The 17,159-nt window shown below is 33.7% G+C and carries 16 protein-coding genes and 1 pseudogene; 11 read left to right on the top strand and 6 right to left on the bottom strand.

What is annotated here, in order from left to right:
- Positions 1 to 164 precede the first annotated feature (164 nt).
- Positions 165 to 590, bottom strand: a complete 426-nt coding sequence (locus tag HF990_RS11330) for a hypothetical protein (RefSeq protein WP_168412632.1) — start codon at positions 588 to 590, stop codon at positions 165 to 167.
- A gap of 201 nt (positions 591 to 791) precedes the next feature.
- Here HF990_RS11330 and HF990_RS11325 point away from each other — a divergent pair, with 201 nt between their 5' ends.
- Both HF990_RS11325 and HF990_RS11320 read left to right on the top strand, forming a co-directional pair.
- On the top strand, positions 792 to 2,000 hold the full coding sequence (locus HF990_RS11325; protein WP_168412631.1) for a hypothetical protein: 1,209 nt from the start codon (positions 792 to 794) through the stop codon (positions 1,998 to 2,000).
- 66 nt (positions 2,001 to 2,066) lie between these two features.
- A pseudogene (locus HF990_RS11320) lies at positions 2,067 to 2,294 on the top strand (IS5/IS1182 family transposase); the annotation flags it as partial.
- Positions 2,295 to 2,300: 6 nt separating this feature from the next.
- On the opposite strand, the gene HF990_RS11315 reads toward HF990_RS11320, so the two are convergent.
- Positions 2,301 to 3,050, bottom strand: coding sequence for a glucose 1-dehydrogenase (locus HF990_RS11315; protein ID WP_168412630.1), 750 nt, complete (start codon positions 3,048 to 3,050; stop codon positions 2,301 to 2,303).
- A 159-nt stretch (positions 3,051 to 3,209) separates the two neighbouring features.
- Between HF990_RS11315 and HF990_RS11310 the strand changes: the two genes are divergently transcribed.
- Both HF990_RS11310 and HF990_RS11305 read left to right on the top strand, forming a co-directional pair.
- On the top strand, positions 3,210 to 3,440 hold the full coding sequence (locus tag HF990_RS11310; RefSeq protein ID WP_168412629.1) for a hypothetical protein: 231 nt from the start codon (positions 3,210 to 3,212) through the stop codon (positions 3,438 to 3,440).
- A gap of 253 nt (positions 3,441 to 3,693) precedes the next feature.
- Entirely contained in the window at positions 3,694 to 4,515 is an 822-nt protein-coding gene (locus HF990_RS11305) for a VanW family protein (protein WP_168412628.1), read from the top strand.
- 63 nt (positions 4,516 to 4,578) lie between these two features.
- Here HF990_RS11305 and HF990_RS11300 read toward each other — a convergent pair whose 3' ends face one another.
- The 4 genes from HF990_RS11300 to HF990_RS11285 form a co-directional block, all read right to left on the bottom strand.
- Complete coding sequence (locus HF990_RS11300; protein WP_168412627.1) at positions 4,579 to 5,268, bottom strand: hypothetical protein; 690 nt, start codon at positions 5,266 to 5,268, stop codon at positions 4,579 to 4,581.
- A gap of 257 nt (positions 5,269 to 5,525) precedes the next feature.
- Positions 5,526 to 6,260, bottom strand: coding sequence for an amino acid ABC transporter ATP-binding protein (locus HF990_RS11295; protein WP_168412626.1), 735 nt, complete (start codon positions 6,258 to 6,260; stop codon positions 5,526 to 5,528).
- Positions 6,257 to 6,973: an amino acid ABC transporter permease gene (locus tag HF990_RS11290; RefSeq protein WP_168412625.1), complete on the bottom strand. Its 717-nt coding sequence runs from the start codon at positions 6,971 to 6,973 to the stop codon at positions 6,257 to 6,259. The genes HF990_RS11295 and HF990_RS11290 overlap by 4 nt, the downstream gene beginning before the upstream one ends.
- Positions 6,963 to 7,769 (bottom strand): amino acid ABC transporter substrate-binding protein, encoded by an 807-nt coding sequence (locus HF990_RS11285; RefSeq protein ID WP_168412624.1) that lies wholly within the window; start codon positions 7,767 to 7,769, stop codon positions 6,963 to 6,965. The genes HF990_RS11290 and HF990_RS11285 overlap by 11 nt, the downstream gene beginning before the upstream one ends.
- A gap of 286 nt (positions 7,770 to 8,055) precedes the next feature.
- Here HF990_RS11285 and HF990_RS11280 point away from each other — a divergent pair, with 286 nt between their 5' ends.
- The 7 genes from HF990_RS11280 to HF990_RS11250 all read left to right on the top strand — a co-directional run bounded on the left by HF990_RS11280 (position 8,056) and on the right by HF990_RS11250 (position 16,778).
- Positions 8,056 to 8,808: a helix-turn-helix transcriptional regulator gene (locus HF990_RS11280; protein ID WP_168412623.1), complete on the top strand. Its 753-nt coding sequence runs from the start codon at positions 8,056 to 8,058 to the stop codon at positions 8,806 to 8,808.
- A gap of 41 nt (positions 8,809 to 8,849) precedes the next feature.
- Positions 8,850 to 9,551, top strand: a complete 702-nt coding sequence (locus HF990_RS11275) for a transglutaminase-like domain-containing protein (RefSeq protein ID WP_168412622.1) — start codon at positions 8,850 to 8,852, stop codon at positions 9,549 to 9,551.
- A 229-nt stretch (positions 9,552 to 9,780) separates the two neighbouring features.
- Positions 9,781 to 10,836: a 2,3-butanediol dehydrogenase gene (locus tag HF990_RS11270; RefSeq protein WP_168412621.1), complete on the top strand. Its 1,056-nt coding sequence runs from the start codon at positions 9,781 to 9,783 to the stop codon at positions 10,834 to 10,836.
- A 224-nt stretch (positions 10,837 to 11,060) separates the two neighbouring features.
- Positions 11,061 to 11,777: a hypothetical protein gene (locus HF990_RS11265; protein ID WP_016839153.1), complete on the top strand. Its 717-nt coding sequence runs from the start codon at positions 11,061 to 11,063 to the stop codon at positions 11,775 to 11,777.
- A 290-nt stretch (positions 11,778 to 12,067) separates the two neighbouring features.
- Positions 12,068 to 13,180 (top strand): type II asparaginase, encoded by a 1,113-nt coding sequence (locus tag HF990_RS11260; protein ID WP_016839154.1) that lies wholly within the window; start codon positions 12,068 to 12,070, stop codon positions 13,178 to 13,180.
- Between the two features lie 338 nt (positions 13,181 to 13,518).
- On the top strand, positions 13,519 to 15,510 hold the full coding sequence (locus HF990_RS11255) for a methyl-accepting chemotaxis protein (protein ID WP_168412620.1): 1,992 nt from the start codon (positions 13,519 to 13,521) through the stop codon (positions 15,508 to 15,510).
- A gap of 284 nt (positions 15,511 to 15,794) precedes the next feature.
- The gene (locus HF990_RS11250) at positions 15,795 to 16,778 is read left to right on the top strand and encodes a tRNA dihydrouridine synthase (RefSeq protein WP_168412619.1); all 984 of its coding nucleotides are present in this window, start codon (positions 15,795 to 15,797) and stop codon (positions 16,776 to 16,778) included.
- The last annotated feature ends 381 nt before the right edge of the window (positions 16,779 to 17,159 follow it).

Below are 17,159 nucleotides of genomic sequence, written 5' to 3'. Positions count from 1 at the left end.
CTCGATTTTCCGTCCGAGGCAAATCGAAGGTGGAAAATGAAATGGGGATTGCCTTAATGGCCGTGAATTTACGGAAATACACGGCCAACAAAGATCAACTGACCAAAAATAATGGAGAGAAATGGAAGAGGGAGAATTTGAGTTGGCTCAAATTCTCCTTTTTCCTATCTTGAAGCTAGTTTTTTTTTGTTGAAAAATTTAATTGTGTAAACGATGAAATACAAAATAATGTATGGAACAATAATGTACAAAGTAATTACCAACATATCATTTTTATATTCAGCAATTTCTTCTAATAGAGTTAAAGGTCTACCATCGTATACAATATCTTTAAAAGAAAATATGAAATGATCAACAGTCAAATCAGCGAGCATGATTATAATCAAATATGCAATGTAGATGAGTGTATTGATAACGAATTTGAATCTTCTTTTTGAATTTATAGATTCTATCAAAATAACAAAAAATACAAAGGAAATAGCCAGCATTATGATTTCATTAAATTCAACATACCCTGAATTATCAATCAATAATGCAAAGACTATAATAAAATTTATAACTGCCAGTATAATCAAATTTTTCTTTTTCATCCTTTTTTCCCCTCTCCCAATATAGTAGTTTCAATTTTAACAAAAAAAATAATTTTTAAAAAATAAAATTAGATTTTTTCAAACAATTTAAATATTTTTTACAAAATTAAGAATTTTTGGATATTATTCTTTACATATAACCTAATCATTGGTATATATTGATATTTATGGAATTATTTCAAAGGAATAGGGGGTATTTTGGTGAAGAAAAAAACATTTTTTACTGTAGCAGTGACTGTCATCATGTTATTCAGTTTAGCTACAAATCATGCTTTTGCATGGAGTTACAGTAATTATAATTACGGATCTTATGTTCCAAAGTCGGGAACTGGTACAGCAACTACGTATTACGACTCAAGAAATTTCTTACAAACGAGAATTGATTTCAAGTTTGATAGTTATAATGTCAGCTCCATAATCAGTTACAACAAAGGCAATGGCACTGGCGGAAGCTGTCCAGGATATAATGCATATGTGACTTTGGATCAAACTGCTATTCCTGATGGTTCATCCTTAAAAATTTCCGCATGGGAGGTGCTTACTAATCTGCCAAATCCCAAAGTGGACATTGAAGATAATAATCTCTGGGGAGCTGATGATGAATCAGAAGTGGTTGCACTAGGGACTGTCGTTGCTGATAAAGCTTATTATATGACAACTAAATGGCTTGATAATCGTGGAGGTAAATCAACAGATAGCGGCAGAATTCAAGCTCAATTTGCCATGAGCAAAAAAGGTATTTTGGACTATAACAACTGCACTCAATCTTCAACAGTACAGCACACATTCACTTATGGTGATAACCAAGGTAAAGTTGCTTCTATTCAACCTCAAATAACAAAAAGTCTAAAAGCAGTAGCTAGTACAACTGTGCCGGTATCTAATACAACAAGTACTACAAATTCTCAATCTGACTCTCAAGTCATTACTGAATATAAAGCTATTGAACCAACAGAAGATGGGATTACAAAATATAAATCAAAACAAAAAGAGATAACTAAGAAATTAAAATCTAATAAAAAAATCAATGACATTGCAGTCACAGTTACTTTTGCTGAACCATTAAGTTTTGATGAAGTGAAAACAATTACTGAAAAATACAATGTTAATATTGAAGAATTGGAAGCAAGATCAATAGACAGTAATGGCGACAGAATCACTCATGCTATTAAAGGATTGAACAAGTCATTATCTCAAGATGGAAGTAATTTCATAGGATATACTAGTTTACAGGGATATGTTTCATCAGAAAATATTTTTGGTTTAGAATCAGAGGAAAAAATTTTCTTAGTTGATGCCAGTGGAGACAATAATGTAACAGAATTAGAGAAAGACAATTTCGCAGTTCCTCTTACATGGTATTTAGAAGATTTGAATCCTGAAAAACATTTAAAGAAAAAAAACCTTTAATTTAAAATAAGATTGGTTTCGACAGTTTCATTCTGTTATTTTATTTATTAAATGTGCAAAAGGACCGGATTCTTGAAGGCTAATTTGCGTTTCACTCGATTTTCCGTACTAGGAAAATCGAAGGTGGAAAATGAAATCGGAATTGCCTTAATGGCTGTGAATTTACGAAAATACACGGCCAACAAAGATCAACTGACCAAAAATAATGGAGAGAAATGGAAAAAGGAGAATTTGAGTTGGATCAAATTCTCGTTTTCCTATCTTGAAGCTAGTTTTGTCCCAGCCTGTTTTTAGTTTTTGCTATTCCTCATAAATCATTTTTCTTGTCATTCCACCATCCACAACAAGGTTAATGCCTGTCACGAAATCATTTTCCTTCGCTGTTAAATAGAGACAAGCGCGCGCAATATCGTCTGGTCTTCCGACACGTTTTGATAAATGCTGCTCGTGATCAATTTTGCGTAATTGGGAATAATCGCCTGTTTCAATCCAACCTGGCGAAATAGCATTCACGGTAATCCGATCTGCACTAAATGATGCTGCAAGCGCATGAGTTAATGCAACAATTCCACCTTTTGTTGCTGCATAGGCTTCTGAATTCGGTTCAGACATAATGGCCCGTGTGGAGGCAATATTAACGATGGAGCCGCCTTCTTTATTATTTCGCATATATTTTGCGGCTTCCCTTGATGCTAAGAAAACACTTCGTAAATTGGTGTTGATAATATCGTCCCATTCTTCGATTGACAATTCATAAGGGGACTTAAATACTGATTTCCCTGCATTATTGATTAAAATATCAATTTGACCGAATGTAAGGTTTGCAATTTCCATTAAGCGGATGATGTCATCCCCATCTTTTACATCGGTTTTTACAAAAAGCGCGTTTCCCTCTTTTTCTTTAATTACATCAACTGTTTTTAATCCGGCTATTTCATCAATATCCGCTATCACAACATTTGCACCTTTTTCTGCATAAAGCAAAGCGATTCCTTTTCCAATGCCCTGTCCAGCGCCGGTTACAATCACCGTCTTATTTGAAAAATCCATAGTTTTACACATCCTTAACGAAAATTCTCCATATTTAAGGTAGCACAAAAAGTGAACACCGTAGAACTCCCAATAATAAAATCAATTAGTCACATGTAGAATGCTTTAATTTAAACAAACATATTTATATGAATGAGGCTTTTACAGAGGAGGGAAATATTGTCGATTGTCAATCCTCAATATGGATTTTTAAAGGCTGATTATCAAAATCCTAATTTAAGGCAAAGGAACAAGACTGTTGATGCTGCTTCATCGAAGACACAAATTAAAGATGAATCTGTATTAACAACGGATATAAATGCAAAGTTAATCTTTATTTATAATTGGTTGATGATTATATCAGCTGATTTATATTGTGCAATTATTTTTGTTTTAGCCAATTTCTTTTGAAACTTTTACATGGTTTAAAGAGTCCAATTTATAAAATGGCACTATTGGAACTTATTAACTTAAAGTTTCAAGTCCAAACGTGTGGATTTGAAGCTTTATTATTTTGAAATTCATCTAATACATAAGTTGGGGGTGGTCTTATGAAAAAAGAATGAGTTTTCGTGGTTAGATTTAAATTATAGCAAGGAAATATGGAGCTGTTTGAATGTGATTTTTTTACCAGTTATTTTAAGGTGTTTAAGGAGGAAGCATTTTGAGACTATCTGAAATTCATCCATTTTTTTATCATGCAAGAATCGAGCAAAAAAGACTTTTTAGAACATTAACAGATTTAAAAGACAGAAATCGATTTGCAAAGCAAAGGGACTTAACGAATACATTTCCATTCACTTGTAAAAAACATCAATCCTTATTGAGAAGGAAATTAGGAAATAGCGATCCTCAGTTACAAGAAAATAAAATTACAAACTTAAAAATTGCAACAGGTGAAATTGATGGTGTGATTATTAAACCGGGTGAAATTTTTTCTTTTTGGAAACTAGTTGGTCGAACATCAAAAGAAAAGGGCTATATTGAAGGCATGCAGCTCAAAATGGGAGAAGTGAAAACGGGTATTGGCGGTGGAATTTGCCAGCTTGCTAATTTACTTTATTGGATGGCTTTACATACTCCTCTCGTTGTTATTGAAAGACATCACCATAGTTTTGACCCGTTTCCTGACTCCGGGAGGACACTGCCTTTTGGAAGCGGAGCAAGTGTTTTTTATAACTACGTAGATTTACGTTTTTATAATCCAACTAACCAATCTTTCCAAATAAAAGTATGGGTAACAGATAAACATTTAAAAGGTGCTATTTTTAGTAATGAAGAAATGCCATATTCCTACCATATCGAAGAAAGAAACCATCAATTTTTACAAAAGGACGGAAAAAACTATCGTCAAAATGAAATTTGGAGAAAGACATATGATAAAGTAACCGGACAAATGGTCAAAGAGGAACTACTAATCAAAAACTTTTCTGAGGTTAAGTATCCAATACCTATAAATAATGAAGAGATTTCAATGAATAACTAAGGAATTCAAAATAATAAATATAAAAAGCTTCAAATCCAAGGATTAGGATTTGAAGCTTTTAATTTAATAAATATATGGACATTGAAAACGATAATAAAACTGCATAACAATCCCCGCTGCGATATAATCTGACATAGTTAAAATTTCCCCTTCAATTTCATCGAAAATTTCGATATCCATTTGATAGTTTTTTTGAATCATCGTCACAGCTTCGTTTTTCGTTAACTCTAAATGTGAATAAAACATTTCTTGCAGAATATTTCTTGATAGGTATGGGTTAATTTGACTTAAAAATAGAACGATTGCATCAGCATTTTGATACCATTCTTTCTCTTTAGCATTCACTGCAGCAGTATCCCCTTTTACCGCTGCTGTTACAAGCTCAGCTGCAATAACTAAATGACTTTGAATAAGCTTTGCATAGGAATCTGCAATTTGATTACCATAAAAAGGACGCAAACAATTGCCCAAATCGGTTGCATTTTGTAAGAGTCGTTGTTGTACATATTGTAAATCCGGTAACTGGAAAACAATACTAATAATGGTCATTCGTGTCCAGTTGACATGTTCAAGCCAAAGTAAACGGTTCATGGCCATAAAATCGGATTCGTTTTTACTTATACATCGTTGATCGGGGTAGAATTGTTGTTGAGATAAAAAGTGTCTCAGTGGTGCGGAATACTGGGTATATGGTTGTGGATAGGAAGAGCTGAGTGGATATGAGAAAGAACCATTTGAATTATAAGGATTCATATTATATCGATCCTCCCGGTGAATGAAATAACAGTTCTTTCCTAGATTACTCAAGGTCATCGGTATTTGTGAAAAAAAGCATTATCAATTTCTGTAAATGTTAATAGAGGGAGGAACACAGAGAAAATATAAGCAATTTAAAAAAAGAGACGGGTGACAAAACTTCGTATGTAAATAGTGAAAGGTTTAATGTCACATGTCTCTTTTCAATAGATTAAATTTTGAATCAAATATATGGTCGCAAGTATCATAAACGATTATTGAATCAGACTTAAAAACTTTTTCGTTCTTTCTTTTTTTGGATTATGGAAAATAAGTGATGGTGGACCATGTTCAATGATTACGCCCTCATCAAAAAATACTACTTCATTGGCGACTTCTTCAGCAAATTTCATTTCATGGGTAACAATAACCATCGTCATACCTTCATTTGCTAAATCTTTCATTACTTTTAATACTTCGTTTACGAGTTCAGGATCTAGTGCGGATGTCGGTTCATCGAATAGCATTACTTTTGGGTCCATAGCAAGTGCACGAGCAATGGCTACCCGTTGTTCCTGCCCACCTGATAGTTGTGAAGGATAATAGTCTTTATGAGTTAGGAGTCCGACTTTTTCTAATAGTTTTTCTCCGATTTTAATCGCTTCAATTTTTGGTAATTTTTTAACTGTTATCAATCCTTCAATAATATTTTCAATTACAGTTAAATGCGGGAAAAGAGCATAGTTTTGAAATACCATTCCAGTACGGCGTCTTAAGTCTATAATTTGTTTTTGAGTCACTTTTTTTGAAAAATCTAATTGTAATCCGTCAATTTCAATAATTCCATTATTAGGTATCTCTAAGCCGTTTAAACAACGAAGAAAAGTCGATTTACCAGAACCAGATGGGCCGATAATAACAACGACACTTCCGGGTGAAATGTCTAAATCGATATTTTTGATGACTTCTTGATCATGAAATGACTTTTGTAAACCTCTGATTTTAATCATCTAACTCCTCCAACTGTTTTTACAAAGCGATCAAGTCGACCTTCAATTTTCCCTTGGATAATTGAAAAGATAAAACAGATCACCCAGTAAATAAATGCTGCAATCGAATAAACGAATAAAAATTCATAGTTCGTTGCTGCGATTTCTTGAGCACGTCGAAACATCTCTGTTACAAGAATGAGAGATGCTAATGATGTATCTTTTATTAATCCAATAAATGAGTTTGATAACGGAGGGATTGCCACTCTTGTTGCCTGTGGAAGAATAATTCTACGGATTGCTTGAGATCGAGTCATCCCAATAGAATAAGCGGCTTCCCATTGTACTTTCGGAATTGATAATATTGCAGCACGAATAATTTCTGATGCATACGCACCAACATTTAAAGAGAACCCAATTATAGCTGATGGAAAAGGGCTGATTGTCAGCCCTACTGTCGGTAATCCGTAAAATATGATAAACAACTGTACAAGAAGTGGAGTTCCACGAATAATTGATACATACCCTTGCGCTATTCCGCGCAAAAATCTATTTCCAAAGATTCTTGCTAAAGCTGTGAAAAACGCAATGACTAATCCAATTGTAAATGTAATTACTGTTAATGGTAGTGTATATGTAATTGCTCCCTCAAGGAGAGGGACAAAAGAACTGCTAGCAATGTTTATTAATCTTTCTAGGCGTTCCGGATTATGAAAAATTGAATTAAGATACATCTTCACCAAACCACTTTTCTGAAATTTGTTTTAACGTGCCGTCTTCTTTCATCTCATTTAAGATTCTGTTGAATTCTTCCACTAATTCTTCGTTACCTTTACGGAATACAAAGGCATTTTCAGAAACGTCTTTTGCTTCATCAATCATTTTGATAGGTGCTTCTGGGCGTTGGTGTAAAAAGTCTAAAGCAGAAATTTTATCATTAAAAGTACCATCTGCGCGTTTTGAAATCACTAAATCAATTGCTTGGTTAAAACCATCGATTTTTTCTATTTTAGCTCCGTAAGATTCAGCAAGTTTACCATAGTTGCTTGTCAACGTTTGAGCAGCTACTTTACCTTTAATATCTTCAAAAGATTGAATTTCATCATTATCCTTATGAACTAATAATACAGCATTGGATTTTGTGTAAGGCACAGAAAAATCGTACTTCTCTAAACGCTCCTCATTGATACCTACTTGGTTAGCGATCACATCAAATCTTTTTGAATCAAGACCAGCAAACATTGCATCCCATTGTGTTTCGTAAAACTCTGGTTCAACCCCTAAACGTTTAGCAATTTCTTCTATTACCTCAACATCATAACCAGTTAATTTGCCTGATTCGTCATGGAAGGTAAATGGAGCATATGTGCCTTCTGTTCCAATTTTCAATTTTCCTTCTTTTTTAATCGTCTCTAATAAACTGCTTTCTTCTGTAGTTTGCTCAGTTTTATTAGAAGAATCATTTGAGTTTGAGCATGCTACAAGCGCTAGTAATAAAATTAGACTTAATACTGAAAAAAGTTTTTTCATATAATTCCTACCTTTCAAATAAGTTTAATCAATTTTAATAATAGGTGAGTTATATATAGATGTCAATGGATTGGTGAATGGAAAACATTTATTATATGAGTAATATGCGATAAACAAATGAAAAAAATTCACTGTACATTATAAGAAGGTTAATAAATGGCCTGAGATTGTTCTGTTATCAAGTGATACTGGACATGGAAAAAGCTTTATACATAATTCAAATCTTCCTGAATCAATAAAGCAGATTCGTATTTGTTCATTATTAGAGGATGATGGAGGCAAAGTAATGAACTATATAATGAAATTTGGTAGAAATTACATAGCTATATCAAAAAATATAGATGCCGATTGCCATAAACATTGGCTACTGCAAATGTTTCTCGGCAGCCAAAACGGCTTAACAATTGAAGTGAACGGACAGCAGATTCACTGTGGTGCGATTCTTATCAATATGAATATAATGCATAAATTTAACGCAGATAGCACTCCTCATTTTACGGTTTTAGTTGATCCTACGACAGAACTAGGGCGTAGGATGAGAAAAATGTTAAATGAAAAGCCTTATTACATTTTTCCGCTAAACAAAACGAAACTTATGCAAAAGAATTTTCAACATGCACTGGACCAAAAGAATCAAGATGCTATTCTTTCTTTTGCTCAGAGTGTTATTTTGCAGTTTTCTACTATTCCTATGAAAAATTTTGATGATCGAATTATAAAAATCTTGAATTTATTTGATGATTGTATGCACGAAGATGAATTCCATCAAATCAAGAGTCTTTCAAAAAAAGTTGGTCTTTCTGAAAGTCGTTTATCACATTTATTCAAAGAAGAAACAGGTATACCCTTAAAAAGTTATATTTTGTTGCATAAACTTCAAGGAGCATATGATTCCATTTTTAATGGAGATAGCATCACGACAGCTGCTCTCCATGCTGGCTTTGATAGTCCATCACATCTAGCATACACACATAAACTAATGACTGGGATGTCTGCTTCAAATATTTTAAAAGATAGCAAGTTTTTGAAAGTTTATTGATATGTAATTTGATAAGGTGTAGTCCAAGGGAGGGCTACATTATGAATAAATATTTACAAGAAACTCCAATGTTGAATTATAAGCATTTCCAAATACAGAAATTAATAAAGGAGAGGGGATGGGCAAATGTAGATGATTTCCAAAAGATTAAGAAGATCTACAATTTTGTGCGTGATGAAATAGCATTTGGCTATAACATAGATGATGCGATTTCTGCCACTGAAGTGTTAAAAGATGGTTACGGGCAGTGCAATACAAAAGGGACACTATTTATGGCGCTTCTAAGAGGCGTTGGGATACCTTGCCGGATGCATGGTTTTACAATTGATAAGAAATTACAAAAAGGGGCAATACCAGGGCTTATTTATAAGCTAGCTCCCCAATATATTATTCATAGCTGGGTTGAGGTTCAGTATAAGGGGCATTGGTATAATATTGAGGGTTTTATTTTGGATCGTCAATATTTGAAAAAGCTTCAGGAAAAGTTCTCTGAATGTCATACAAGTTTTTGTGGCTATGGTGTTGCCATCGATAACTTTCAAAATCCACCAATAGAGTGGAATGGCAATGATACTTATATTCAAAAAGAAGGCATAAAACATGATTTCGGTTTGTTTAATTCGCCTGATGAATTTTTTGAAAAATATCAACAGCAATTAACACCCATTAAAAGATGGTTTTATCGAAATATCATTCGTAAATTGATGAATCGCAATATCGAAAAAATTCGTAAGAGCATGTAATAGTTATGTACTAGTAAAGCAGACGATTACTCAAAATGCGTTACAAGCATGTTAAGTAACCGTCTGTTTTTTCATTTTTTCAGTTAGTTTTTTCATGCCTCCTTGAGAACAATGATTTTAAAAAATATAAAAAAATTTAACATTCTATCCACAGATAATCATTGGAATGTTTTGTAAAATATAATTACTACTTTTTGGTAGTGAATATTTTAATTGGAGTGTGATACTCGTGAAAGCGGCACTTTGGTACAATGCAAAAGACATTCGTGTAGAAGACATTAATGAACCTAAAGTAACACCAGGACGTGTAAAAATCGAAGTTGCGTGGACAGGCATTTGTGGAAGTGATCTTCATGAATATGTGGCGGGTCCAATTTTCATTCCTGTTGAAAAACCTCATCCGATAAGTAAAGAAATGGCTCCAATTATAATGGGACATGAATTTTCAGGAACAGTTGTTGAAGTAGGTGAAGGAGTTACAAAGGTAAAAGTAGGAGACCAAGTGGTAGTAGAACCCATTTTAGCTTGTGGTCAATGTCCAGCATGTTTAAAAGGAAAATATAATATTTGTAAACATTTGGGGTTCCATGGTCTATCCGGAGGCGGTGGAGGCTTCTCAGAATATACTGTAGTGGATGAACGTTGGGTGCACAAAATGCCAGAAGGGTTATCACTTGAGCAAGGTGCTTTAGTAGAACCAGCTGCAGTAGCGTTACATGCAGTTCGTATGAGTAAATTGAAAGCGGGAGATAAAGCGGTTGTATTTGGTGCGGGACCAATTGGTTTATTAGTAATTGAAGCATTAAAAGTGGCAGGAGCATCAGAGGTATATGCAGTTGAACTTTCAAAAGAGCGCAGAGAGAAAGCTTTGGAACTCGGAGCAACTGCTGTAATGAATCCTGCTGAAGAAGAAGATGTAGTAGATAAAATTAAAGCGCTTACAAATGGTGGAGTAGATGTTGCCTTTGAAGTAACAGGTGTACCAGCAGTATTAAAACAAGCCATTGATTCAACAACATTTGAGGGTGAAACAGTAATTGTTTCTATTTGGGAAAAAGAAGCATCACTCCAACCAAATAACATTGTGTTATCAGAACGCACTGTAAAAGGAATTATCGCATATCGAGACATTTTCCCGGCAGTGATGCATTTAATGACAAAAGGATACTTCCCTGCTGATAAATTAGTTACAAAACGTATAAAAATTGATGATATTGTGAAAGAAGGATTTGAAACATTGGTTAACGATAAACAGCAAATAAAAATTCTTGTTTCTCCAAAATAAGAGAGTGAGATAACATCATTTTCTCCTTTAGATAATGAGAAAATGATGTTTTTTTGATATACACATGTTTATATACGGAATTTACTACTATTTTTTTTACAAAAAAAGCTGAATATATTCATAACTTATATAGTAAACATTTTCTATTGAAAGATTAATTGAGAATGATTTTCATTTGTTGTATATTTAAAATAGCAAACATTTTATGAGTAAGGAGAATTTAAATGCAAATTCATTGGATCAAAATTAAAAAAATCGTTGATGAAACACCTGATATAAAAACCTACTTCCTTGAAATTCCTGAAGGATATTCTTGGGAAGAAGGGGCTCATCTTCACTTAGCTCTTGAAGGTTTTAATGTCGGAGAAAAGCCAAACAAAAGTCTAGTCCGTCATATGTCAATATCTACTTTGCCGAATGAAAATGCGATTGGTATTACAACACGTATTAGACAACAGTGCTCAGAGTTTAAAGCGATTTTAAGAAATCTACAAGTTGGAGATCAAGTGGCGATTTTTAAAACTCATTCCAATGTGCCGCTTAGACGAGAAAATAAAAACATTTACCTATTGTCATCAGGGGTAGGTTTAGCAACTTTCAGACCAATCGTGTTGAAATATTTTGAGCAACCAGAAAATGTTCCGCAAATTCATTCCTTGAACATTGACTCTTCAAAAAACTATTTATTTACTAATATTTTTAAAACAAATCATGATAAAAATTTCACCGCTCATTTTGTAGATAACCGTGAAGAATATTATGATAGAATAAAAAAGCTTTCTACAGATAAAAATGGCCTATACTATGTTGTCGGCAGTGATGATTTCCTTAAACAAAACATTCAGGTGTTGTTAGAGGAAGGTATTAAACCGGAACAGATTATGCTCGACAAACCTCCACGTAGATTGCCTGATTTTTTACCAATTGAATTATCGAATTAAATCGACTAAACGACGACTCTCCAAGCAGATTCGTCGTTATTATTTTTGGGGAAAAATGTATTATTAGGAAAAAAGAAGATTGGGAAAATTTAGAAGTTAGTAAAAATTGAAAATATAATATTATAACTAAATAATTTTATTGTTTTGTCGAAATAATGAGTGAGATTAATTTGAATAGGGTGTGCTAATTTTGGAGGCTACTGTTTACTAACTGTGACCTTATTTAAATTAATCTTTTTTTGGTTCATTATAGGGATTTAAGTTAGATAACTTTATTGGAGGTTAAGCAAATGAAGAAAAATTTCTATCTTTATGTTGCTTTATTTGTAGCAGCTATTGTTGCAATCTCTGCTATTGCATCTAGTTTTTCTGCAAAAGCAAATAACGAAAATGTAACAGTCAATAATGAAAATAATAATGAACAAAAAGAAGAACTTCCAAATGTCGTGATTCTTGCAACTGGGGGAACGATTGCAGGTACAGGTTCTTCATCAACACAGACGACTGGATATAAATCTGGTGATTTAGGTATTGAAACTTTAATTGAAGCAGTTCCTGAAATGAAGGAGCTTGCAAATATTACAGGTGAACAAATTGTAAAAGTTGACAGCACAGATATCACAAATGAGATTCTTCTTAAATTAGGTAAGAGAGTGAATGAATTATTAGCTTCCGATGATGTAGATGGAATCGTAATTACGCATGGTACTGATACACTAGAAGAAACTGCTTACTTCTTAAACTTAGTAGTAAAAAGTGATAAACCAGTAGTTTTAACAGCTGCTATGCGTCCTGCAACAGCAATGAGTGCAGACGGTCCTTTCAACTTGTATAATGCTGTTTTATTAGCTAGTCATGAAAGTTCAAAAGGAAAAGGTGTTCTTGTAACACTTAACGATCGTATTGCTTCTGCAAGAAATATTACGAAAACAAATACGACAGCAACTGACGCATTTAAATCTTTTGAAAACGGATATTTAGGAGCAATCGTTGCTGGAAAACCTTATTACTATAATAATGTAGAACGTCTACATACAACTGAAACACCATTCGATATTTCAAAAATTAAAAAATTGCCACAAGTTGATATTATTTATGGATATCAAAACAGCCCAACTTACATGTACAAAGCTGCTGTACAAAACGGAGCAAAAGGGATTATTGTTGCAGCACCTGGAGATGGAACATTATCAGCAAAGTCCGTTGAAGGTGTAAAATATGCAATGAATAAAGGTGTAAAAGTAGTACTATCTTCTCGTGTTGGTACAGGAACGGTTTCACCAAAAGAAGGATATATTACTTCTGACTCTTTAAATCCTCAAAAAGCACGTATTTTATTAATGCTTGCTTTAACTGTGACGAATGATCCTCAAGAGATTCAATCCTTCTTTGACAAATACTAATACGGTATTTGTAGGTTTTAATAAATCCAATTGAGCCAATATTTGCATTGGGACAAGGAACCATTACCTTGTCCCAGTTTACTATTTCGTTTATTTTTTTTATTAAAAATATCCAATTTTTATAAAGTTTGTTTACACATGGTAGATATCAAGAATTATTTTAATAAAATAATTTAATTATTACAGCTCTAAGTGATTATTTCCTCCCAGTTCTACTAAATGAGTTCATAATGTGATGGATAGCCTTGATAGGTTTAAATACATGGAATAAGTTTAGTGATTTCAAAACCTATTCTGCTTTCCTTATTTTTTTAAATAAATATAAAGGAGGTAGCAAAGTGAAAGATATTTCAAAAATAAGTAAGTTTAGTATTCGCAATTTTCATGTGAAATTACTTTCTTCTTTTACTACAATATTAATCATTTCAGTCTTATTGATTGGATTATTTTCTTTTAAAACTGCTAAGGATGAGTTGGAACATCAAATATTAAATAGTGTGAATGAAAATGTAGAAATACTGAATAGTGCAATTGAAGATGCAATTCAACCGAAAATCCTTGATATCGAAGCATTGGCTGATCGCATTACAGCTAATCAATACGGGGAAACAAGTAGCCCTGAAATTCAAAAGTTATTAAAATTTTATCAAGTGACACATCCAGAAGTAGATATTGTCTATACAGGTAATGAAGATGGAGTATATGTAATGGAGCCGGCTGAGCTAGGGGTGCCTGAAGGGTACGATGCTAGAGAAAGAGATTGGTATAAGCAGGCAATGGAACGGAAAGGGGAAGTAATAATTTCTGAACCATACGTTGCTGCAAGTACTGGTGAAATGGTAATCACTCTTTCAAAAACAATAGATGATGGTACCGGCGTTGTAGGGATTGATATTAACCTAAATAAACTGCAAGAAGTAGTGCAGAACATTCGAATTGGTAAAGAAGGATATGGATTTATATTAGACCAAAATAAAAAATATTTAGCACATCCTACCGCTGAATTAGGCAGCGTAGCAGAAGGCACACTGTATGACAACTTATACAAAGAAAGTAAAGGACAATTAAATGAAGTTTTTAATGGAAAATCCATTATTTTGGACTACATAACTAATGATTTGACTGGATGGAAAATAGGCGGAGTTATCTATACAGAAGAGATTAACGAAGCAAACTCACCTATTTTACATACGTCGTTGATTGTGGGGATTCTTTCCATATTATTTGGGCTAGTTGCTTTAATGTTGGTTATTAAATCAATTGCAAAACCGATTAAACAATTAGGCCAATTAGCTGTTAATGTTAGTCGCGGAGATTTAACACAGTACGCAGAAATACAAACCAATGATATTGTCGGAAAGTTAGGAAATGCTTTTAACGAAATGATAGATGGTCTTCGTACACTAACTCAAAAAATAGATGATACGGCTGGAAATGTTGCGGCCACTGCAGAACAACTATCTGCATGTTCACAAGAAACAAATGCAGCGTCTGAGCAAGTATCTGTTTCCATCCAAGATGTAGCAAAAAATGCGGAAGTACAGACAAATTCCGTTGATAAGGTATCCCTTATTTTTAAGGAAGTATCGAACGGAGTTAGTAACATTGCTGAACGTTCATCAAAAGTAACAGATCTTTCCCGCCAAGCAATTGTTGAGGCAGATGAAGGCGGTAAGGCGGTAGCGAAAACCGTTTCACAAATGAAATCGATTCATTCATCTGTAAGTGAATCACAAGATACAATTCAATCTTTATATGAAAGCTCGAAAGAAATAAGTGAAATTTTGAACGTCATTACAAATATTGCGGACCAAACGAATTTATTAGCATTAAATGCTGCCATTGAAGCGGCTCGTGCAGGTGAGCATGGTAAAGGATTTGCAGTTGTAGCGGAAGAAGTAAGGAGTCTTGCTGAACAGACACAAGCTTCAGCGAAGGAAATATATACAATTATTAAGAAGATTCAAGATGATATAGATAATACCGTAAAAATGATGGAGCGAATTACGACTGACGTAGAGAACGGAGTAGAGATTACAAGCGAAGCAGTTGAGAAATTTAATCATATACTCCAAACAACGAAAGATATTTCGCCACAAATGGAGGAAGTTTCTGTGGCAGTTGAAGAAATGTCAAGTGCTATACAAGATGTAACGGCACAATTAGATGATATTGTACTTGTGGCACAAAACAACACTGCAACATCAGAAGAAGTAGTAGCTTCAGTAGAAGAGCAATTGGCTTCAATGGAGGAAATTTCGGCTTCAGCCCAATCCCTTTCATCAATGGCAGAAGAATTAAAAAATGCTATATCTACATTTAAATATTAAAAATTAAGGGGAGTTTCTCGTAGTGTTGCACTATGAGAAGCTCTTTTTTCAATTGCTTTGCATGAAAGGTTAAATAGACAGACTTTTTTCTTTCATGTAATTTATATTATATTTATATAACAGAGATGTATTAAGAGTTATATTTTTATATGAATCCATTTATATATTGAACGTTTAATTATATTCTTATGTTTGTTAAACAGTTTAAAATCATGATATAAGAGTAAATAAATGATTAAATAACTATTTAAAGATTATTCATCATGAGAGGAATTGAGTATTAAATGAAAGAAAATTTCTGGTTGGATTTACCTCGGCCATTTTTTGTGTTAGCTCCAATGGAAGATGTAACGGACGTTGTGTTTCGCCACGTTATTAGCAAAGCAGGTAGACCGGATGTATTTTTTACAGAGTTTGCAAACACAGATAGCTATTGTCATCCAGATGGTCAAAAAAGCGTACGTGGGCGTTTATTATTCACCGAAGATGAGCAACCAATCGTAGCCCATATTTGGGGAGATAAGCCTGAATACTTCCGACAAATGAGTATAGGTATGGCGGAACAAGGATTTAAAGGTGTTGATATTAACATGGGATGTCCTGTCCCGAATGTAGCTTCCCGAGGAAAAGGAAGCGGACTGATTTTACGTCCAGATGTGGCGAGTCAGGTAATCGAAGCTGCTAAAGCGGGAGGACTTCCTGTTAGTGTTAAAACAAGACTAGGATATACAAATGTGAACGAGTGGGAAGAATGGCTAACTCATGTCCTCAAACAAAATATTGCAAACCTTTCGATTCATTTGCGGACAAGAAAGGAAATGAGTCAAGTTCCTGCCCATTGGGAACTTATTCCTGAAATTAAGAAGCTTCGTGATCGCATTGCTCCTGAGACGCTCTTAACAATCAATGGAGATATTCCTGATCGTCAAACAGGCCTTGAACTCGTTGAACGCTACGGAGTAGACGGGGTGATGATTGGGAGAGGAGTCTTTAAAAATCCTTTTGCGTTTGAAAAAGAGCCGAGAGAGCATAGTGTTCAGGAATATTTAGATTTACTAAGATACCATTTAGATCTTCATGATCAATACATTGAAGAAATTCCGCGCTCCATTACTGCTCTTCATCGCTTCTTTAAAATTTATGTAAAAAGTTTCCGTGGAGCAAGTGAATTAAGAAATCGGTTAATGAACACGAAATCTTCAAATGAGGTGCGGCAATTGCTGGATGAATTTGAAAAACAAATTGATTTTATAGATATTGTAAAATAATTAGGGTTATGAATAGGTTTGGGCAATACAATCTCCTTCTGATGGGAATTTGTTGAAAGATGTATTGAAAATAAATAAACTGAAGTAAAGATGTAAAGAGGCAAGGATTCTATTCATTCTTGCCTTTTTCTTTTAGTGGAGAATGTCAGATTTATCTGTAAATTCTAGGTGTTTATATTATAAATGATTATGAGGAAGTGTTGGCTTTGCCTAAATGGAATTGTCCAAAATGCAATCATTCTAATAATAGTCATGCGACATATTGCCTTAAATGTGGTTTTTTTAAAAAGGATATCAAAAATTATAAAATGTATTGGATATGCCCTTCTTGTCATGAAGAAAATAGCAATCATGTTTTTTATTGTATAAAATGTGGCCATC

This window comes from Ureibacillus thermosphaericus, assembly GCF_012396605.1.
Taxonomy (GTDB): Bacteria; Bacillota; Bacilli; order Bacillales_A; family Planococcaceae; genus Ureibacillus; species Ureibacillus thermosphaericus.
The sequence above is the reverse complement of the archived record's forward strand: the minus strand, read 5'-3'. Positions and strand labels throughout refer to the sequence as shown.

What these genes read in the sequence shown, in the direction of transcription:
- HF990_RS11300 (WP_168412627.1), bottom strand. Translation starts at nt 5,268, where the DNA reads ATGAATCCTTATAATTCAAATGGTTCTTTCTCATATCCACTCAGCTCT.
- HF990_RS11275 (WP_168412622.1), top strand. Translation starts at nt 8,850, where the DNA reads ATGAATAAATATTTACAAGAAACTCCAATGTTGAATTATAAGCATTTC.
- HF990_RS11280 (WP_168412623.1), top strand. Translation starts at nt 8,056, where the DNA reads ATGAACTATATAATGAAATTTGGTAGAAATTACATAGCTATATCAAAA.
- HF990_RS11265 (WP_016839153.1), top strand. Translation starts at nt 11,061, where the DNA reads ATGCAAATTCATTGGATCAAAATTAAAAAAATCGTTGATGAAACACCT.
- HF990_RS11260 (WP_016839154.1), top strand. Translation starts at nt 12,068, where the DNA reads ATGAAGAAAAATTTCTATCTTTATGTTGCTTTATTTGTAGCAGCTATT.
- HF990_RS11330 (WP_168412632.1), bottom strand. Translation starts at nt 590, where the DNA reads ATGAAAAAGAAAAATTTGATTATACTGGCAGTTATAAATTTTATTATA.
- HF990_RS11250 (WP_168412619.1), top strand. Translation starts at nt 15,795, where the DNA reads ATGAAAGAAAATTTCTGGTTGGATTTACCTCGGCCATTTTTTGTGTTA.
- HF990_RS11290 (WP_168412625.1), bottom strand. Translation starts at nt 6,973, where the DNA reads ATGTATCTTAATTCAATTTTTCATAATCCGGAACGCCTAGAAAGATTA.
- HF990_RS11315 (WP_168412630.1), bottom strand. Translation starts at nt 3,050, where the DNA reads ATGGATTTTTCAAATAAGACGGTGATTGTAACCGGCGCTGGACAGGGC.
- HF990_RS11285 (WP_168412624.1), bottom strand. Translation starts at nt 7,769, where the DNA reads ATGAAAAAACTTTTTTCAGTATTAAGTCTAATTTTATTACTAGCGCTT.
- HF990_RS11295 (WP_168412626.1), bottom strand. Translation starts at nt 6,260, where the DNA reads ATGATTAAAATCAGAGGTTTACAAAAGTCATTTCATGATCAAGAAGTC.